Below are 16,510 nucleotides of genomic sequence, written 5' to 3'. Positions count from 1 at the left end.
ACGTCACCATTATTTATGTTGTTTGCCTGTGATGGGATTTTCGGTTCCAGCCAGCAGCCTGCGGATGTTGGAACTGTGACGGTAGATGACAAAAAGGGCCGTCACCAGGGCAAATAACTGATAAGGAACCGGTTTGTGCAGAAAAAACATCAGCAACGGGAGCAGTACCGCTGCCGTGAGGGAACCGACGGAAACATATTTTGTGAGAAACACCGCCAGCCCAAAGGCCAGCAGACAGATCAGCGTCACGTCCGGCACGAGCAACAGCACCACACCGGCGGCGCTGGCCACCCCTTTGCCGCCTTTGAATTTCATGAAGGGGGAAAAGGTGTGCCCCAAAATGGCGGCCAGCCCGGCGACGACGGCCATCGTTTCGCCCTGCGCCAGCCCCAACCAGGCGGCCAGCGCCCCTTTGCCGGCGTCGAGAATCAGCGTCAAGGCGCCGAAGGTCGCCCCCAACACCCGGAAGGCGTTGGTGGCGCCCACATTGCCGCTGCCGTGCTGGCGGATGTCAATGCCGCGCAGCTTCCCGACGAGATAGGCAAAGGGAATCGACCCGAGGAAAAAGGCCAGCGCAATCAGCCCAAGCGACGTCATGTTGATTGTCGGGGTGAGCATGGTGTTCATAGCGCTCGGGATCCTTTCTATTCCTTTTCCTTCTCGCGCTGGCGGATGAAAAAGCGCATCGGGACGCCTTCAAAGCCGAAGGTCTCCCGGAAGCGGTTCTCCACGTGGCGACGATAGGAAAAATGGAACAAATCCTCATCATTGACGAAAAAGACAAAGGTGGGCGGCTTGACAGCTGTCTGCGTCACAAAGAGGATCTTCAACCGTCGACCGCGGTCCGTCGGGGCCGGCGTCACCCGCTGGATGTCCGCCAGGAGTTCGTTCAGGACTGACGTGCTGATGCGGCGGGTGGCCTGTTCGGCCACAAAATCCACCAGTTCCAGTATCTTCGGCAGACGCTGTTTCGTCAAGGCAGAAACATAAATCGTTGGTGCATAAGCGAGAAAACCCATCTCCGAACGGACGACCTTGTCGAAGCGGTTCATCGTCTTTTCGTCTTTCGGGACGAGATCCCATTTGTTGAGGACGAGCACACACGCCTTCCCGGCCTCGTGGGCGTAACCGGCGATCTTTTTGTCCTGTTCGGTCACTCCCTGGGAAGCGTCGATCACCATGAGCACCACGTCGCTCCGGTCGATGGCCCGCAAAGAGCGCATGACGCTGTACCGCTCAACGGCCTCATCGATCCTCCCTTTGCGGCGCATGCCCGCCGTATCGATCAGGATGTAGCGCTTGCCGTCACGGTCAAAGGCGGTGTCGATGGCGTCGCGCGTCGTTCCCGGGATGTCGGATACAATGACGCGCTCCTGGCCCAAAATGGCGTTGACCAGGGACGATTTGCCCACATTCGGCCGCCCGATGACAGCGATCTTGATCGCATCAGGGTCATCCTCTTCGCCATTGTTCTCCGGCAGGGCGGCCACGACAGCGTCCAGCAGGTCGCCTGTGTTCATGCCGTGAGAGGCCGAGATGGGAATGGGATCGCCAAGGCCAAGGGAGTAAAAATCGAAGTAACGTTCTTTTTGGGAAAAGTCCTCGATCTTGTTGACGACGAGGAAAACGGGCTTCTTCGCCTTCCGCAGGATCGTGGCGACGGCCTCGTCATCGGCGGTGATCCCGCTCCGTCCGTCGACCATGAACATGATCACGTCGGCCTCTTCCATGGCCGCTTCCGCCTGCTTATGGATGATGGCGGAAAAGGGGTTATCACGGTCGCCAAAATCCAATCCGCCCGTGTCCACAACGGTGAACTCCCGTTCCAGCCAGTTGGCGTCACGGTACAAACGATCCCGGGTCACCCCCGGTTGGTCTTCTACGATAGCCACCCTTCCGCCGGTCAACCGGTTGAAAAGGGTCGATTTTCCCACATTTGGGCGGCCCACAATGGCCACGATCGGTTTTGCCATAGAACCTCACCTGCTTCCCCGCTGTTTCTCTCCGGGAAAAAGCGCCGCAAAAAGGGCGCCGCCCTCGGCGTCAATGACCTCTGTCCGGACGCCGCCAAGCGCCTCGGCGATGCCGTCGGCCGTATAATCATCGAGGGTTACGTCGCCTTCGGCCCGGAACATCACCGATGGCAACAACACCCGTTCCCCTTGTTGGGGCGGATTGTCCAATCCTCGCAGGGCCTCAATCACATCGCGCCCTGTCAGCAATCCGGCAACGGTCACGGTGGTACCGAAGAACCGGTTTGTCACGCCGATCAACCGGATGTCGCTGTCGCGCCCCTTCGCCGCCCATGGCGGCAAGGCATCGTTGAGAAGGCGGTCCAAAAACCGCTGGCCTGACTGGCCTGTCACAATAAACGTGCGCTCTCCTGTAGGGTCACGCTTTTCCTGTGACTGCCGGGCCGCCTCTTCCCAGTCTTCCCAAAAGAGCCGGCAGAGCCCCACCCCGTTTTCGAGTTGGCCATAATCCTCATAGACCTCAGCCGGCGGAAAGGGGAGCCCGGCCAACAGGTAAAACTCGTCGGCTGCAAAAAAGACGCTTTCGCCCCGTTCCGCCAGCGCCCGTTCCCGCCAGGCGCCCACTTGCCGGAGGACAGCCTCCGCTTCGTCCGGCGCAAAGGGGCGCAAGGGAAACAAGCCCTCCCGGTGCTTCGTCAACCCGACAGGCACGACGGCTACACTGGCCAGGGCGTAACCGAGAGAGGCGAGATCGGCCAGCGATTTGTCGAGCACGGCGCCGTCATTGAGGCCGGGACAGCAGACGATCTGCGTGTGCAGCTGGATCCTGGCCTCGGCCAACCGGCGCAGGCGATCCATGATCTCCCCGGCCCGGCGGTGCCCCAACAGGCGTTGGCGCGTCTCACCGTCGGTGGCCTGCACGGAGATGTAAAGGGGGCTTAATCGCAACGAGAGCAGCCGTTCAAAGGCCGCCTCGGAGAGGTTGGTCAAGGTGATGAAATTGCCATGCCAGAACGAATGGCGGTAATCGTCGTCTTTCGCATAGAGAGACGGTCGCATCCCCGGCGGCATCTGGTCGACAAAACAAAAAAGACAGCGGTTCTGGCAACGCCGCAGGCCGTCGAAGGTGGCCTCGGAAAAGCGAATGCCCAGATCGTCGTCCTCATCCTTTTTCAACTCGAAGCGCCGGATCTCCCCGGTGGCTTTGTCCAGGATATCCAGGCTGACGCGGGCTTCGCGGATATAAAAGCCATAATCCAGCACGTCGTGGATGGCATGACCGTTAACCGCGATCACCCGGTCGCCTCGCCGCAGACCGAGACGGCTTGCCAGACCTGCCGGATCCAGGTCCTCTATCGAGCCGCCTGCAGGTTGCACGGCTGAGGCCCCCTTATGTCCATGATTCTTTTATCCATTATGACGGACAGGCCCTCATTCGTCAAGGAATCGGGTTCCAGCGCTGCCGCCAATCCCCTCGCCAGGACGACCGATTCGCTGGGGACGAAGGTCTCCGGCAGCAGCACATCGATGGCTCGGGGGAAGAGATGCTGACCCAGGCGACGCCGGGTGATCACGATCACGGGACGCTCTGCCGTTTGGATCGACTGTTGCCACCGGAGAGCGAATGTCAGGTTCGATCGCTGGCGCGGGTGGCCCGCTTCGATGAGCAGTTGCGCCTGCTGGCGCTCGCCCGTTGGTCCGCGCCACCCGCCTGCCGGTGACTGGCGGAGACGCACGATCGCCAGCGGTGAACCCGCTGCCGCTTGGCGGATGGCGCGAGGCGAATCGGCGGCCATGTCATCGGTCCGAAAAATCCGGTAGCCCGCTTGTTCCAGCGCCTTCTGCCAAACGGCTGCCTGTGAATCGTCATCTCCGGGCACGAGCAGGGCGATGGACCCTTTGGTCCCATCGGCGGGAGACAGAACGCCGACAGGGCAGAGGGCCGGATGGACGACCGGATCGGAACGATCATCCCCGGTGGCAAGGTCTTGGCGGACATGGACCGGCACTCCCGATGGGGCGCTTTCCGCCTTTCCCCTGCCCTCCACCTGCCAGCGCCTGCCTTGGGTGTCGATCAGGGCCTCCCCCTGTTGCCAGGGCCAGCGACAGGCGCCCAATTGTTCGCCCCTGTCTGTCACGACCATTTGCCAGGCGGTCTGGGAAGCAAGGGGCGACCGCTCGCCGCCCAACTGCCCATAGCCCAGCCATGCCAGCGCGGCGAGGAGGCATAGGAAGAGAAAACCGGACAGCAACGCGGGCAGGACGACGATCGTTTTCGGCAACGGAACGCCTCTACTTGGGCGGTCCATCGTCCTGCTTCACCTGGGTCAGTTCATCCTCGCGCTGATCGACCCGCCGTAACAGGGGAATCGCCCGGGACAACCAGCGCACCGGCTCCATGCCCGTCTCCCGCAGCTTTTCCGGTTTCCACTCCCCTACCCGCTCGGAGAGCGTCGTCAACACGAGGACAAAGAAGGCCGATAAGACGATCCGATCGAAGACGATCCCGCTCCCCAACAGACCGCCTTTTTCCAAAGACGTCAGGCTCCCGTAGGCGTTGACAAAGGGCGCGATCGTTTCCACCAACACCGAACCGAGCAGGATCGCCGCCAGGGCGCCCCGGCTCTCGGCTGCCACTGCGGCGGCCCCGACAGCCCCCAGCAGGGTGAACAGCCAATGGCCGTCCCAGAGAAAGTGATCCGCTTCCATGCCCAGCACCTGCATCCCAATGAGTCCCGACAGGGCGACCGTCGCCAAGGCCAGCCAGAACCGCCGCGGCTCCAAGGTCGTCTTGCCGCTCAAGGCAAAGCCATAGACGAGCGGCAGCAGGGCACCGCCCGCATTGACCCCCACCCAGGGAAGATCACCGCCAAGTGGAAGGTCGATAAAAAGGGCGAGCCACCAGAGCAGAAGCGCCAAAAAAATGGTTTTGCTTGTGAGGCGCAAACTCCGGGCGATCCCCCCGCCCATTCCGAAACCGAAGGCGATCATCGATAACAACAGCAACATCGCGCCGATCGGGTACCGCGGCAAAGCGCTCACCTCCTCTCCTAGGTTGCCCGGAGAGGCCCGGAAAAGATTCACAGTCAATGGCGCTCGCCGATGGGGCAGCCGGGAAATCGAAGAAGCCCCGGCGATAGGCCGAGGCTTCTTCGTTAAAGACGGTTCCATTCTTTTCGTCGATCCCGTCACCCTTCGCCAGAGCGGCGCGCCCAGAAAGCGGCGGCGATCCCCCGCAGGTCCAGCCGCTCGCGGAGATCGCCCGTCAGCAGGCAGGGACGGTTTTGCAGGTCATCGATACGGCAACAGCCGGTCAATGCCAGGCTCAACCGGAGGGCGTGGCGGAAACGGTCGATCCAGCCCTGGGCGGCATTGTCCCCCTCCCCGTTCCCGGCGACGCTGAAAGCGCCGGAACCGGCCCCGAGGAGGCCTTTCAGCGGCGCGCCGGCGATGCCGACCAGGGAAGCGCCCATGGCCAATGCCTTGGCCCCATCCCAGCCGTCGCGGATACCGCCGCTGGCGATGATGCAGGCCTTCTCGCCGGCAGGCAGCCCCCTATGGACGGCCCAGACGGTTTCCGCCAGGCTGACCGCCGTCGGAATGCCCCAGGCTTCAAAAGCGGGAAGGCATTGCCCCTGGCGGCGCAGTTCAATGGCCACAAAGTTGGTGCCCCCGGCGCCGCCGACGTCGATGTGGCGAACGCCCAAGTCGAGGAGACGGCGCGCCGTCTCCAGGGAGATGCCGGCGCCGACCTCTTTGACGATGAGCGGAACGGGGCAGTGGCGGGCCAGTTCGGCGATGTTGCCGGTCCAGTGGCGAAAATCGCGGTCCCCCTCGGCCATCGCCAGTTCTTGGGCGGGGTTCAGATGGACCTGCAACCCGTCGGCTTCCAGCATGTTGACCGCTTCGAGGGCTTTTTCCGCCGGTGTGTTGGGGTTCACGTTGGCCAAGACGACACCGTCCGGGTTTTCGTCCCGCATCACCCGGTAAGAGTCGCGCAACCGGGGATCGCGCAGCGCCGCCGCCTGGGAACCGACGGCGACGGCCACACCGTTGCGGGCGGCCAGTCGCGCCAGGCGACGGTTGATCTCCGTCACCAGCGACGTTCCTCCGGTGATGGCGTTGATCAGCAGCGGCATGGCCAGTCGCTTGCCTCCCCACGGGACAGAGAGGTCGATGGAACGGAAGTCGACAGCCGGAAGGGCGTCATGGATGAGCCGCACATCGGTAAAACCGTTCAAAGCGGGGCCATCGTCCAGGGCGAGGGCTTGGCGGATGTGATCGAGTTTGCGTTGCTGGCGGATATCCAAGAAATGTTCCCCCTAGAATTCGCCCAGCCGGGGCGCAAATGCCTCAGTAGGTTCCCCCGCTTTGACTCTCGATGCGCCAAAACCAGGGGATGTCTGTCTCAATACGGGGTTATTCCGAATCTTTCGCGGCGCCAGGCTTGCGCGACAGGGCGAGCTTGCCTGTGCGGACCATTTCGACAATGCCATGGTCGGCCAGAACCTCGCAGAGGGCGTCGATCTTCGTCTCTTCGCCGGTCAGTTCGATGACCATGGTCTCCCGGTTCACATCGACGATCTTGGCGCGGAAGATCTCGACGATATCGACGATGTCGGAACGGGTTTCCGGTCGGGCCTTCACCTTGATCAGCGCCAACTCCCGCTCGATCGAGGGCTCGGCCGTCAGTTCCACGATCTTGATCACATCGACCAGTTTGGAGAGCTGGTTCACCACCTGCTCCAGGTTGCGGTTGTCCCCTTCCACCACGATGGTGATGCGGGTGACGTCGGCTTGTTCCGTGTAGCCGGCGGTGATGCTTTCGATGTTGAAGGCCCGCCGGGCGATGAGGCCGGCGATGTGCACCAGCACACCGGGTCGGTTTTCCACCAGCACAGCCAGGGTATGGCGCATATCACTTTACCTCCCCGTTGATCATCTGGTCCAGCGGCGCGCCCGCCGGAACCATGGGCAGCACATTTTCGTCGCAGCAGACGCGGATATCCATCACGACAGGCCCTTCTGTCGCCAAGGCTTTGGCGATGACCTGAGGCATCTCCTCGGGCCGCTCGGCCCGCAGACCGGTGGCGCCGAAGGCCTCGGCCAGGCGCACATAGTCCGTTCCGCCATTGGCGAAGGTCGTGTAGGAGTAGCGCTGGTTAAAGAACAGTTTCTGCCACTGGCGCACCATGCCGAGCACTTTGTTGTTCAGGATGGCCACCTTGAGCGGCAACCGGTGCTCCACAGCGGTGGCCAATTCCTGGCAGTTCATCAGGAAGGAACCGTCACCGCTGATCAGCACCACTTGTTCCTCCGGTTTTCCCATCTGAGCGCCGATGGCCGCCGGCAAGCCATAGCCCATCGTGCCCAGTCCGCCCGAGGTGATCAGCCTGCGCGGCCGCTGGTAGCGATAGTATTGAGCCGCCCACATCTGATGCTGGCCCACGTCGGTGACGATGACGGCGTCGCTCTTCGTCTGGCGATCGATCTCCTCGATCACCGACTGCGGCTTGATCACCTCATCGCTCTTTTGGTAGCCCAGGGGCGCCTCCTGACTCCAGCGGGAAACCTGACAGCGCCAGTCCTCCCAACGGCTCGGACCGCCTGCCTTGGCGAAGTCCGCCATCGCCGCTTCGAGCGCAGCGAGGCTCCAACGGAGGTCTCCGACGACGGCCAGGTCGGCGACGACATTTTTGTTGACTTCCGCCCGGTCGATGTCGAAGTGAACGACGCGGGCATTGCTGGCGAACCGCGCCAGCAGGCCGGTCACGCGGTCGTCAAAGCGGACGCCGACGCCGACGAGCAGATCACATTCCATGACGGCCCGGTTGGCCGCCACGGTGCCATGCATCCCCACCATGCCCAGGAACAAGGGATCGGTGGCCGGAATAGCGCCCAGCCCCATGAGGGTGCTGATCAGGGGGATCTGCTGCGTTTCTGCCAGCCGCCGCAACAACGGGGCCGCTTCAGCGGTGATGACGCCGCCACCGATGAAGAAGAGGGGCTTCTTCGCCTCGGCCAGCGCCTGAACCACCGCCTCGACTTCCTCCGCCTTGCCCTCGGCCTGCGGCTTGTAGCCGCGCAAACGGACCGTCTCAGGGTAGTCAAAGTCGATGGTCGTCGTCATCAGGCACTTGGGCACATCGATGACGACCGGTCCCGGACGGCCCGTCCGGGCGATGAAGAAGGCCTCTTTGATCACCCGAGGCAGGTCATTGGCATTCTTGACCAGGTAGTTGTGCTTCGTGATCGGGGCGGTGATCCCGGTGATGTCGGCCTCCTGAAAGGAGTCTTTGCCGATAACGGAAAGAGGCACCTGCCCCGTGATGCAGACCATGGGCACAGAATCCATATAGGCGGTGGCAATGCCGGTGATCAGGTTCGTCGCCCCCGGTCCCGATGTGGCGAAACAGACGCCCACCTTTCCCGTGGCCCTGGCGTACCCGTCTGCGGCATGGGCGGCGCCCTGTTCGTGCCGGGTCAGAACATGCCGGAGTTTACAATCATAAAGGGCATCGTAGAGCGGCAGCACTTGCCCGCCCGGATACCCGAAAATCAACTCCACCCCTTCCTTCTCAAGACTGGCGACGATGGCTTGCGCTCCGGTCATCTTCATCCCTGACACCTCATCTTTCAATTATTCCATTTGCCAAGCAAAATAGAAAAACCCCCGCCTCTTATACAGCAAGAGGCGAGGGGTATTTCGCGGTACCACCCTTGTTTGGCCGTCCCGGAAAACAGAACAGCCCTCAGTGAGGCAAGACAGGCTTGCCCCGGTCCGGTAACGGCGACCAGCCGGCTGGGCTTAATCAGGTATCCCCTTTCAGCCTGCTCCTTGGAGAGGATTTTCCCGTCGGCGTCTGCAGTGCCGTCTTTCAGCCAAGGACGGCTCTCTGGTGACTGCGGGCGATCGCGGTACTCTTTCTCCGCATCGGATTTGGATCACCTTTTCAGTTGACCTGCCGACGGCGCCCATGGTGATGACCGTCGGCGGCGGTTACACATACCCTCAGAAATCATTCCCCGAGGTCGTTTCCTTATATTCTATACAGGAGCCAAAATCCTTTCAAGGGGATACGATGAAAATTCCGTAAATAGCCTCTCCGGTGGCGATTGTGGTCCCTCTCCCTCTTTGTTACAATATAGCTGGTACAAGAGGTTCCTCAGGGGGCAACGCGATGGACGCATTGAAAGAGACAGCCCACTGGGTTGTCACGACATACGGCGATCTGGGTCTATTCATCGGGCTTTTTCTCGAATTTCTCGGTCTTCCCTTCCCCGGTGAACTGTCCCAGGCTTTTGCCGGCTTTCTCATCTCTCAGGATCATCTCAACCTGTATATGACCCTCCCCGTCTGTGTCGCCGGCAGCCTGCTGGGCTCCATGACCGCCCATGTCATCGGCAGCCGTTTCGGCCACCGGCTTCTCTATGATTGGGGGCCCCGCGTCGGTCTGAAACGACAATATATCGACAAGGTGGAGGTCTGGTTTCGCAAAAACCGCCGCACCATGATTCTCTTCAGCCGCTGGGTCCTCGGCGTTCGCCATGTCACCCCATATTTTACGGGCCTTGTCGGCATGCCCTTCTGGGAGACCTTCTTCTGGAATCTGATCGGTTCCATCCTCTGGTGTGTCCCCTTGATCCTGATCGGTGTTCTCGTCGGGGAGGCCTATGAGGTATTCATGCATGCCTTCCACCACTACCTGAGCCTGCTGGTCTGGTCGCTGGCGTTGCTCGCAACCGCCTTCTACCTCTTTACCTGGATGGGAAAACGGCGAAAGCAAACTGAATCCAAGACGAATGCCGAAAAGGATCCCGAAATCTAAACCGCGTCGATAAAGCTTCGACGCGGTTTTCTGATGCCCTTTATCCGGCTTCAATGAGTGCCCTAGAGCAGCTTGCCGGTTGCTCTTGCCGCGCGTCCGCTCCGGCGCGGCCCCGACCGCCCCGAGAGGGAGGCCGGCCTTTTAGAAACGAACCAACAGGAGACCGACAAAGGTGAGCGCCACGGCCAGGGACTGCATGGCGGTAAGCCGTTCTTTGTAGACCCAGACCGAGAGCAGCACGATCACCAACCCGTATAGGGAAAAGACAGGCGAGATCACGGAGGCCGGCCCTTGGGAAAGGGCATAGGCATAGAGTTGGAGCCCGCCAAAGGAACCGACACCACTGATCAGCCCCCAGCCCAGCGCCGGCAGCAGCCCCTTCGGCCCAATCGCGGCGAGTTCTCCCCGGTATCGAAAAAGAAAATAGAGAAGCGGGAAGAGATAACTGAAAAAAAGCACGGCGCTGTTGTCCAGGGCCAACTCCTGGGTCACCTTGAGCCCCCCGTTGCGCACGGCGAAGAGCAGGGTGCTCAGCAAGACGAGCGCCAGCCAATAGGGGGAGCGACGCTCCCCTCCGGCCCCGCCAGGCCTCAGGGCAATCAATCCGATCGCGACCAGGATGAACAATACGCCGGCAGCCTTGGCTGTACCGAGCTTTTCTCCGTAGGCCAGCACCGAGAGCAGGATCACAAGCACCACATTCATGTTGACGATGGGCGACGCCAAACTGGCCGGTCCCGTCTCCAAGGCCCGCATGAAGGCGAAGTTGCCGCCGGCTGATCCCAGGCCGATCACCAAGCCGGCCAGCAACAGCGAGTACCCCACGGGCGATCCGCCGGCCAGCCAGGTCAGGAGAAAGCCGCAGGTTCCCGAGAGGTACAAACCGATCAGAACCATCGATGAGGGAACACGGCGCATCTGCCCCACCTTCATGCCGAATCCGGCGAGACCGAAGATGACGGCGCTGGTGACAGCCAAGAGAAGCCACATGGAATCCCCTTCACCTCGTTAGAACCAATGCTGGCGCAAAGAAGCGCCCCCCCTTGCCCAACACTGCAAGGTCAAGACGCTCGGTTACTGTTGCTTTATTGTGTTTCCCCGTTCCGATTCCATGCGCGTCGACCGGACCCGCTCAACCGCTCAAAAACCTGTAGCGCAGCAGTTGTTGAATCGCCTTCTGTCGCGCCGCCGCAGACGTGTCGGCCTGCACCACCAGCATTCGATCGGCAGGGTAGAGACCGCAATGAATATAATCCCACCTCGATCGTTCAACCTCCCGATCCCTTGCGCTGTAGTCGAGGAGTTGAAAATCGCTCACCTCATTCGGTTCATAGACATACAACCAAAACAATTCTGTCACCTGCTGAAGGGATCGCCCGTTTCCTTAGGGGCGTGGTCGATCACATTGGTTATCCATTCCTGATTCCTATTACATGGCGGTTCTCTCCATTCCTCTTTTTCTATCAAAATAATATATATAACAAGTAAAACTCCCCCTTAAAATGAAAAAAACCGTCTCCAGATGAATGGAGACGGGTGGTATGTTCAGGGAAGCGGCACAGAAAGGCTGACACCGCGTTCCTGATGACAACGGCTGCAGTAGGCCGCTTTTTCCGTATGGCACTTGTAGCAAAACCGCTCCGGATCGCGGTTGGTGTTGACGACGCGCCCATGCTCCCGCTCCCATTGCGCCAAATCGCCATGGGGATTTTTGTCTTTGGTCATGGCAAAATAGCCGACAAGAGCGAAGGCGACGATGAAGAGCAGCGTGATCACACGCGCAATGGGTGATCCTTTCACGGCTAGGCTTTTGCCCGCTCAGCGGCGACGACCTGGAAGGCTTCTTCCGCCGCGGCGATGGTGAAGTCGAGGTCTTCTTTCGTCATGGCCAGGGAGACGAAAGCCGCTTCGAACTGGGAGCAGGCCAGGTAAACGCCGCGATCGAGCATGGCCCGGAAGTAGTTTCCGAAAGCGACCGTGTCAGCGGTGCAGGCGGAAGCGAAGTCGACGACCGGCTTATCGGTGAAGAATCCTGTCAGCATGGAGCCGACGCGGTTTGTCCAGACAGGAACGCCGGCTTTTGCCGCCGCCTTCGCCAGGCCATCGGCCAGGTAGGCCGCTTTTTCTTCCAGCGCGTCATAGGTTCCCGGCCGCTTGAGGAGCTCCAGGGTCACGATGCCGGCCGTCATGGCCAGGGGGTTGCCTGAGAGGGTGCCCGCCTGGTAGATGGGACCGGCGGGCGAAACTTTTTCCATGATCTCTGCCTTGCCGCCATAGGCGCCCACAGGCAGGCCGCCGCCGATGATTTTGCCCAAGCAGGTGAGATCCGGCTCGACGCCAAAGCGGGTCTGAGCGCCGCCAAAATCGACGCGGAAGCCGCTCATGACCTCGTCGACGATCATCAGCGCGCCGTACTGGCGGGTCAGTTCGCGAACACCCTGCAGGTAGCCCGGAGCGGGCGGCACAACGCCCATGTTGCCAGGAACGCCTTCGATGATGATGGCGGCGATGTCATCGCCCGCCTCTTCGAAGATCGCCTTCAGCGTCTCTAGGTCGTTGTAGGGGGCGGTGATCGTGTTGCTGGCGATGTTGGCAGGCACGCCAGGGCTGGTGGGGACGCCGAGGGTCAGGGCGCCCGAACCGGCCTTGATCAGCAGGCTGTCGGCGTGGCCATGGTAGCAGCCTTCGAACTTGACGATTTTGCTGCGACCTGTGTAGCCGCGGGCGAGACGCAGGGCGCTCATCGTCGCCTCGGTGCCGGAGTTGACCATGCGCACCATGTCCATGGCCGGGAAGGCTTCCAAGACCAGCTTGGCCAGGCGGCTTTCCAATTCTGTCGGCGCGCCGTAAGAGGTGCCCCGGTCGATGGCCGCTTTTAGCGCCTCCTGGACTTCAGGGTGGACGTGGCCCACGATCATGGGACCCCAGGAACCGACATAATCGACATACTTGTTGCCGTCGACATCATAGAGGTAAGCGCCTTCGGCCCGCTCGATAAAGACCGGGTTGCGCCCCACCGATTTGAACGCCCGCACGGGGCTGTTCACCCCACCGGGGATCAAGGTTTTTGCTTCGGCAAACAGTTGTTCCGAACGATCATAAATCCGGCTCAAAAAAAGTCGCCCGCCTTTCCTGTGCTTTCTTAGCCTTTCCGTTTTTTGTGTTTTTTCACACTCTCTGACTGGTACTTTAGTTGGTTCTTTAGCCGGTTCTTTAGTCGGTTCTCTGGCTGGTTCTATGACCGGATCGCCGACTGGCTGTAATTTCCCTTTTTCGTTTTTTCGCCAAGAACCCCAAAAAAACCTTTTACGAAAGCAGCACCCACGCGGGGGCGCGACGGCCCCGCCTCGCGGGTGCTGAATCTGGCGTTGGATGAAGTTGTTCCCTACTCTTCGGTGAAGTAGCGCATGCTCGTTTTCTTCAGTTCCTCTGTCGAAAAGAGCAAGCGGTAGTTGGTGATACCTGTCGCCTCAGAGATGCGGCGGGCCACCGCTGCACACTCTTCCCGCGACTGCCCGTGCAGCATGGTGAAGTGGCTGTAAGGCCACCCGTCAAAGCGGGGGCGCTGGTAGCAGTGGGAGGCCTCCGAGAAAGTGGCCATGATCCGGCCCACCTCTTCAGCCCGTTCCTCCGGCACATCCCAACAACCCATACCATTGGCGGTAAAGCCCACTTCCCGGTGGCGCAAGGCGACACCGAAACGGCGCATGAGCCCTTGTTCCTGATAGCGGCGCGTGCGGGCGATGACCTCTTCCTCCGTCAGTCCCACCTGTTCCGCCAAGACCGCGAAGGGCCGCGGCGCGACCGGCAGGTCATCCTGCAAGAGGCGAATCAGCTTCTTATCGGTTTCCGTCAGCATTGCCTGCCATTCCCTCCCGGCGCGTCATTCCGCCGCTGCAACAGCGGACGGAGCCTGCTTGTCCAGTTTGAAATCGACCTTGATCTTGAAAAAGCGGACAGCGGGCAGGTTGTGGACCTCACAGCCCGTTTTCTCTCGGATCTCGTCGAGCACCTTTTCCATGTACTCCTGCGAAGGCGTGATCAACGTAAACCAGACGTTGAACTCATGCTCGCGCAGGTAGTTGTGGGTCACGCCGGGATAGCTGTTGACGACCTCAATCGCCAGGTCCAGCTTATCGACGGGCGCTTTCATGGCGCAGAGGGTCGACTTGTAGCCGAGGGCGCGCGAATCGAAGATGCCGCCGATGCGCCGGACGAGCCCTTGCTCCTTAAAGCGCTCTACCCGCTCGATCACATCGGCCTCGGTCGTTCCCAACGTCTCGGCCAGCTGCTTGTAGGGCTCGGCGACGATGGGAAAGGATGACTGGATGATGGTGAGTAAGCGCCGATCCAGTTCATCAAGGCTCATGGCTTAGTACCCCTTCCGGCCGTGGTAGAGGCACCAGGGCTCTTCTGCCATGAAGTTCTGGTTGTGGTAGTAGTAGGCGCGCGCCCGGCAGCCGCCGCAGGAATAGCGGTATTTGCAGGAGCCGCAACCGCCTTCGTACTTCAGCGTGCGCAGTTCTTCGAAGATGGGGGCTGTTTTCCAGATCTCCGAGAAGGGCGTCTCACGGACATTGCCGGCGGAGATGTTCAGATAGGCGCAGGGTTGGACGATACCGACAGGCGAGATGATGCAGTAGTGGGTGCCAGCCAGGCAGCCGCGGGCATAGCGCATATCCATGCCCATTTCCTTGGCGATGCGCATGAACTGGGGCGCGCAGGTCGGCTTCAGTTCGATGTCGACGGTCTTCTGCTTCTCCATGATCTCCGTCAGGATCTCTTCATACTGTTCCGCTTTCAGCGACTCTTCCTCGATGCTGACGGCCCGGCCGGTGGGCACCAGGAAGAAGGTGTGGTGACCGACAGCGCCGATCTCGACAGCGAAATCGGTGAGCGCATTGACCTCATGACGGTTCCAGTCCATGACCGTCGTGTGGATCTGGAAGCCCAGACCTTCCTCACGGCAGTTCTCCATCCCGCGGACCGCCTCATCCCAGGCGCCGGGGTAACGACGGAACTCGTCGTGCTTCTTCTTGTCCAAGGAGTCGAGAGAGATGCCCATACCCATGGCGCCGGCTTTCTTCAGATCACGGGCCATCTCCCGCGTGATCAGCGTGCCGTTGGTGCCGAAGACCGAACGCAGTCCCTTAGAAGTGGCGTAAGCGACCAACTCGACGATGTCGGGCCGCATGAGCGGCTCCCCGCCGGAGAAGATCATGATCTTAAAGCCGGCTTTGGCGATCTCATCAAGCAGCTGCTTGCCCTCTTGCGTATTCAGCTCCTGATCCGCCTTCGCCCCCGCATCGCGGTAGCAGTGGTCACAGAACATATTGCACTGGTTCGTTGTATTCCAGGAAATGATCAAGGGAGAGACCCTCCTTTTTCGGTGGATAAATATGACTTTTCTGTCTAGTCGAAAACCAGATGGAGAAATACCGAAATTAAAGTGAATCAACTGTTGCAGATAACAAAAGCTTTGGGTGTATTGGCGCAGTGAGCGATTTGAGCGGAGCGGCGAAGAGCGAGCAAGATGACGGAGCAATACAGGCGCGCCACGACATGCAGAACAGCCCTAGTCGTTTGGCGCGCCCGCTCCGTCGTCGAGCGAGCCGCCGCGGATCTCTTAGCGAACGGAGCCAATACACCCCCGCTTCCCTAACACGTACGCTAGGGTGTGACGGGCAGTGAGCGGTAGGCAGGCATAGCGATGCCTACTCGTTCATCCACCGAATCGCATCCTTCGCATGATAGCTGATGATCATATCCGCCCCGGCCCGCTTCATGCTGAGCAGGATCTCCAGGGTGATCCGCTTCTCATCGATCCAGCCCTGGGCCGCCGCCGCCTTGACCATAGAGTACTCGCCGGAGACATTGTAGATGGCCACCGGCAGGTCGAAGGTCTCCTTCAACCGGCGGACGATATCCAGATAGGCCATGCCCGGTTTGACCATGATGATGTCGCAGCCCTCTTGAATGTCCAGCGCCGTTTCGCGGAGCGCCTCGGTGCTGTTGCCGGGGTCCATCTGATAGGAGCGGCGATCGCCCCACTTGGGCGTCGACTCGGCAGCCTCCCGGAAGGGCCCATAGAAGGCCGAGGCGTACTTGGCCGAGTAGGACATGATCGGCACGCCCTCAAAACCGGACTCATCGAGGGCGTCGCGGATGGCGCCGACCCGACCGTCCATCATATCAGAAGGAGCGACCATATCGGCGCCGGCTGCCGCATGGGAGACAGCCGTTCTGGCCAGGTAATCGAGAGACGGATCATTGACGATGCGCCCGCCGTCGACAACGCCGCAATGACCGTGAGTCATGTACTGGCAGAGGCAGACATCGGTGATGATATACAGTTCGGGACAGGCGTCCTTGACCGCTTTGACCGCCTCTTGGACGATGCCGTTGGGATCATAAGCGCCGGAGGCCACCTCATCCTTTTCAGGCGGTATACCAAACAGTTCCACCGACCGGACGCCGGCCTTGTAGGCGTCAACGGCCTCCTTGACGATATTGTCAACAGAGAGCTGACATACGCCAGGCATGGAGCTGACGGGATTGACGACGTCTTTCCCCGGAACCGCAAAAAGCGGGTAGATCAGGTCTTCCGGGCGGAGGTGAAATTCCCGCACCATATCGCGCAGCACTGCGTTTTCCCGCAGCCGCCGGGGCCGCTGAATGGGGTAACCGGAAAGGATGTGTTTCATCCCG

17 protein-coding genes are annotated in these 16,510 nt (G+C 60.7%); 1 reads left to right on the top strand and 16 read right to left on the bottom strand.

All coding sequences use genetic code 11. The features are described from left to right. Positions 1–9: 9 nt before the first annotated feature. The 8 genes from plsY to ilvB form a co-directional block, all read right to left on the bottom strand. A complete protein-coding gene (plsY, locus tag GTO89_RS01835; protein ID WP_407929480.1) occupies positions 10–627 on the bottom strand; it encodes a glycerol-3-phosphate 1-O-acyltransferase PlsY in 618 nt (205 codons plus the stop codon). Between the two features lie 17 nt (positions 628–644). Beyond that, positions 645–1,973: a ribosome biogenesis GTPase Der gene (gene der, locus GTO89_RS01830; RefSeq protein ID WP_161260340.1), complete on the bottom strand. Its 1,329-nt coding sequence runs from the start codon at positions 1,971–1,973 to the stop codon at positions 645–647. Positions 1,974–1,979: 6 nt separating this feature from the next. Beyond that, positions 1,980–3,350, bottom strand: a complete 1,371-nt coding sequence (locus GTO89_RS01825) for a DUF512 domain-containing protein (protein ID WP_204758146.1) — start codon at positions 3,348–3,350, stop codon at positions 1,980–1,982. Then, entirely contained in the window at positions 3,326–4,255 is a 930-nt protein-coding gene (locus GTO89_RS01820) for a hypothetical protein (protein WP_161260339.1), read from the bottom strand. The genes GTO89_RS01825 and GTO89_RS01820 overlap by 25 nt, the downstream gene beginning before the upstream one ends. Positions 4,256–4,265: 10 nt before the next feature. Next, positions 4,266–5,006 (bottom strand): hypothetical protein, encoded by a 741-nt coding sequence (locus GTO89_RS01815; protein WP_161260338.1) that lies wholly within the window; start codon positions 5,004–5,006, stop codon positions 4,266–4,268. 155 nt (positions 5,007–5,161) lie between these two features. Next, positions 5,162–6,283, bottom strand: a complete 1,122-nt coding sequence (gene fni, locus GTO89_RS01810; RefSeq protein ID WP_161260337.1) for a type 2 isopentenyl-diphosphate Delta-isomerase — start codon at positions 6,281–6,283, stop codon at positions 5,162–5,164. Positions 6,284–6,392: 109 nt separating this feature from the next. Further along, positions 6,393–6,890, bottom strand: coding sequence for an acetolactate synthase small subunit (gene ilvN / locus GTO89_RS01805; protein WP_161260336.1), 498 nt, complete (start codon positions 6,888–6,890; stop codon positions 6,393–6,395). A 1-nt stretch (position 6,891) separates the two neighbouring features. Then, the gene (gene ilvB, locus GTO89_RS01800; RefSeq protein WP_161260335.1) at positions 6,892–8,592 is read right to left on the bottom strand and encodes a biosynthetic-type acetolactate synthase large subunit; all 1,701 of its coding nucleotides are present in this window, start codon (positions 8,590–8,592) and stop codon (positions 6,892–6,894) included. Between the two features lie 562 nt (positions 8,593–9,154). On the opposite strand from ilvB, the gene GTO89_RS01795 reads away from it, so the two are divergent. Then, positions 9,155–9,802, top strand: a complete 648-nt coding sequence (locus tag GTO89_RS01795; protein WP_161260334.1) for a DedA family protein — start codon at positions 9,155–9,157, stop codon at positions 9,800–9,802. Positions 9,803–9,943: 141 nt separating this feature from the next. Here GTO89_RS01795 and GTO89_RS01790 read toward each other — a convergent pair whose 3' ends face one another. The 8 genes from GTO89_RS01790 to hemB all read right to left on the bottom strand — a co-directional run bounded on the left by GTO89_RS01790 (position 9,944) and on the right by hemB (position 16,506). Beyond that, positions 9,944–10,792 carry a DMT family transporter gene (locus GTO89_RS01790; protein WP_161260333.1) on the bottom strand — a complete coding sequence of 283 codons (849 nt, stop codon included), beginning with the start codon at positions 10,790–10,792 and terminating at the stop codon, positions 9,944–9,946. 142 nt (positions 10,793–10,934) lie between these two features. Then, positions 10,935–11,162 carry a hypothetical protein gene (locus GTO89_RS01785; RefSeq protein WP_161260332.1) on the bottom strand — a complete coding sequence of 76 codons (228 nt, stop codon included), beginning with the start codon at positions 11,160–11,162 and terminating at the stop codon, positions 10,935–10,937. 185 nt (positions 11,163–11,347) lie between these two features. Continuing rightward, positions 11,348–11,602 carry a hypothetical protein gene (locus tag GTO89_RS01780; RefSeq protein ID WP_161260331.1) on the bottom strand — a complete coding sequence of 85 codons (255 nt, stop codon included), beginning with the start codon at positions 11,600–11,602 and terminating at the stop codon, positions 11,348–11,350. A gap of 2 nt (positions 11,603–11,604) precedes the next feature. Further along, entirely contained in the window at positions 11,605–12,915 is a 1,311-nt protein-coding gene (hemL, locus tag GTO89_RS01775) for a glutamate-1-semialdehyde 2,1-aminomutase (protein WP_161260330.1), read from the bottom strand. Positions 12,916–13,187: 272 nt separating this feature from the next. Next, positions 13,188–13,661, bottom strand: a complete 474-nt coding sequence (gene ahbB, locus GTO89_RS01770; protein WP_161260329.1) for a siroheme decarboxylase subunit beta — start codon at positions 13,659–13,661, stop codon at positions 13,188–13,190. A 24-nt stretch (positions 13,662–13,685) separates the two neighbouring features. Next, a complete protein-coding gene (gene ahbA / locus GTO89_RS01765; RefSeq protein ID WP_161260328.1) occupies positions 13,686–14,171 on the bottom strand; it encodes a siroheme decarboxylase subunit alpha in 486 nt (161 codons plus the stop codon). A 3-nt stretch (positions 14,172–14,174) separates the two neighbouring features. Further along, positions 14,175–15,170, bottom strand: a complete 996-nt coding sequence (gene nirJ2, locus GTO89_RS01760; RefSeq protein ID WP_161260327.1) for a putative heme d1 biosynthesis radical SAM protein NirJ2 — start codon at positions 15,168–15,170, stop codon at positions 14,175–14,177. A gap of 346 nt (positions 15,171–15,516) precedes the next feature. Beyond that, positions 15,517–16,506, bottom strand: a complete 990-nt coding sequence (gene hemB, locus GTO89_RS01755; RefSeq protein WP_161260326.1) for a porphobilinogen synthase — start codon at positions 16,504–16,506, stop codon at positions 15,517–15,519. Between the last annotated feature and the right edge of the window lie 4 nt (positions 16,507–16,510).

Origin of the sequence: Heliomicrobium gestii (genome assembly GCF_009877435.1) — a bacterium.
In the GTDB taxonomy this organism is placed as follows: Bacteria; Bacillota; Desulfitobacteriia; order Heliobacteriales; family Heliobacteriaceae; genus Heliomicrobium; species Heliomicrobium gestii.
This window is presented reverse-complemented; position numbering and strand designations above follow the sequence as displayed.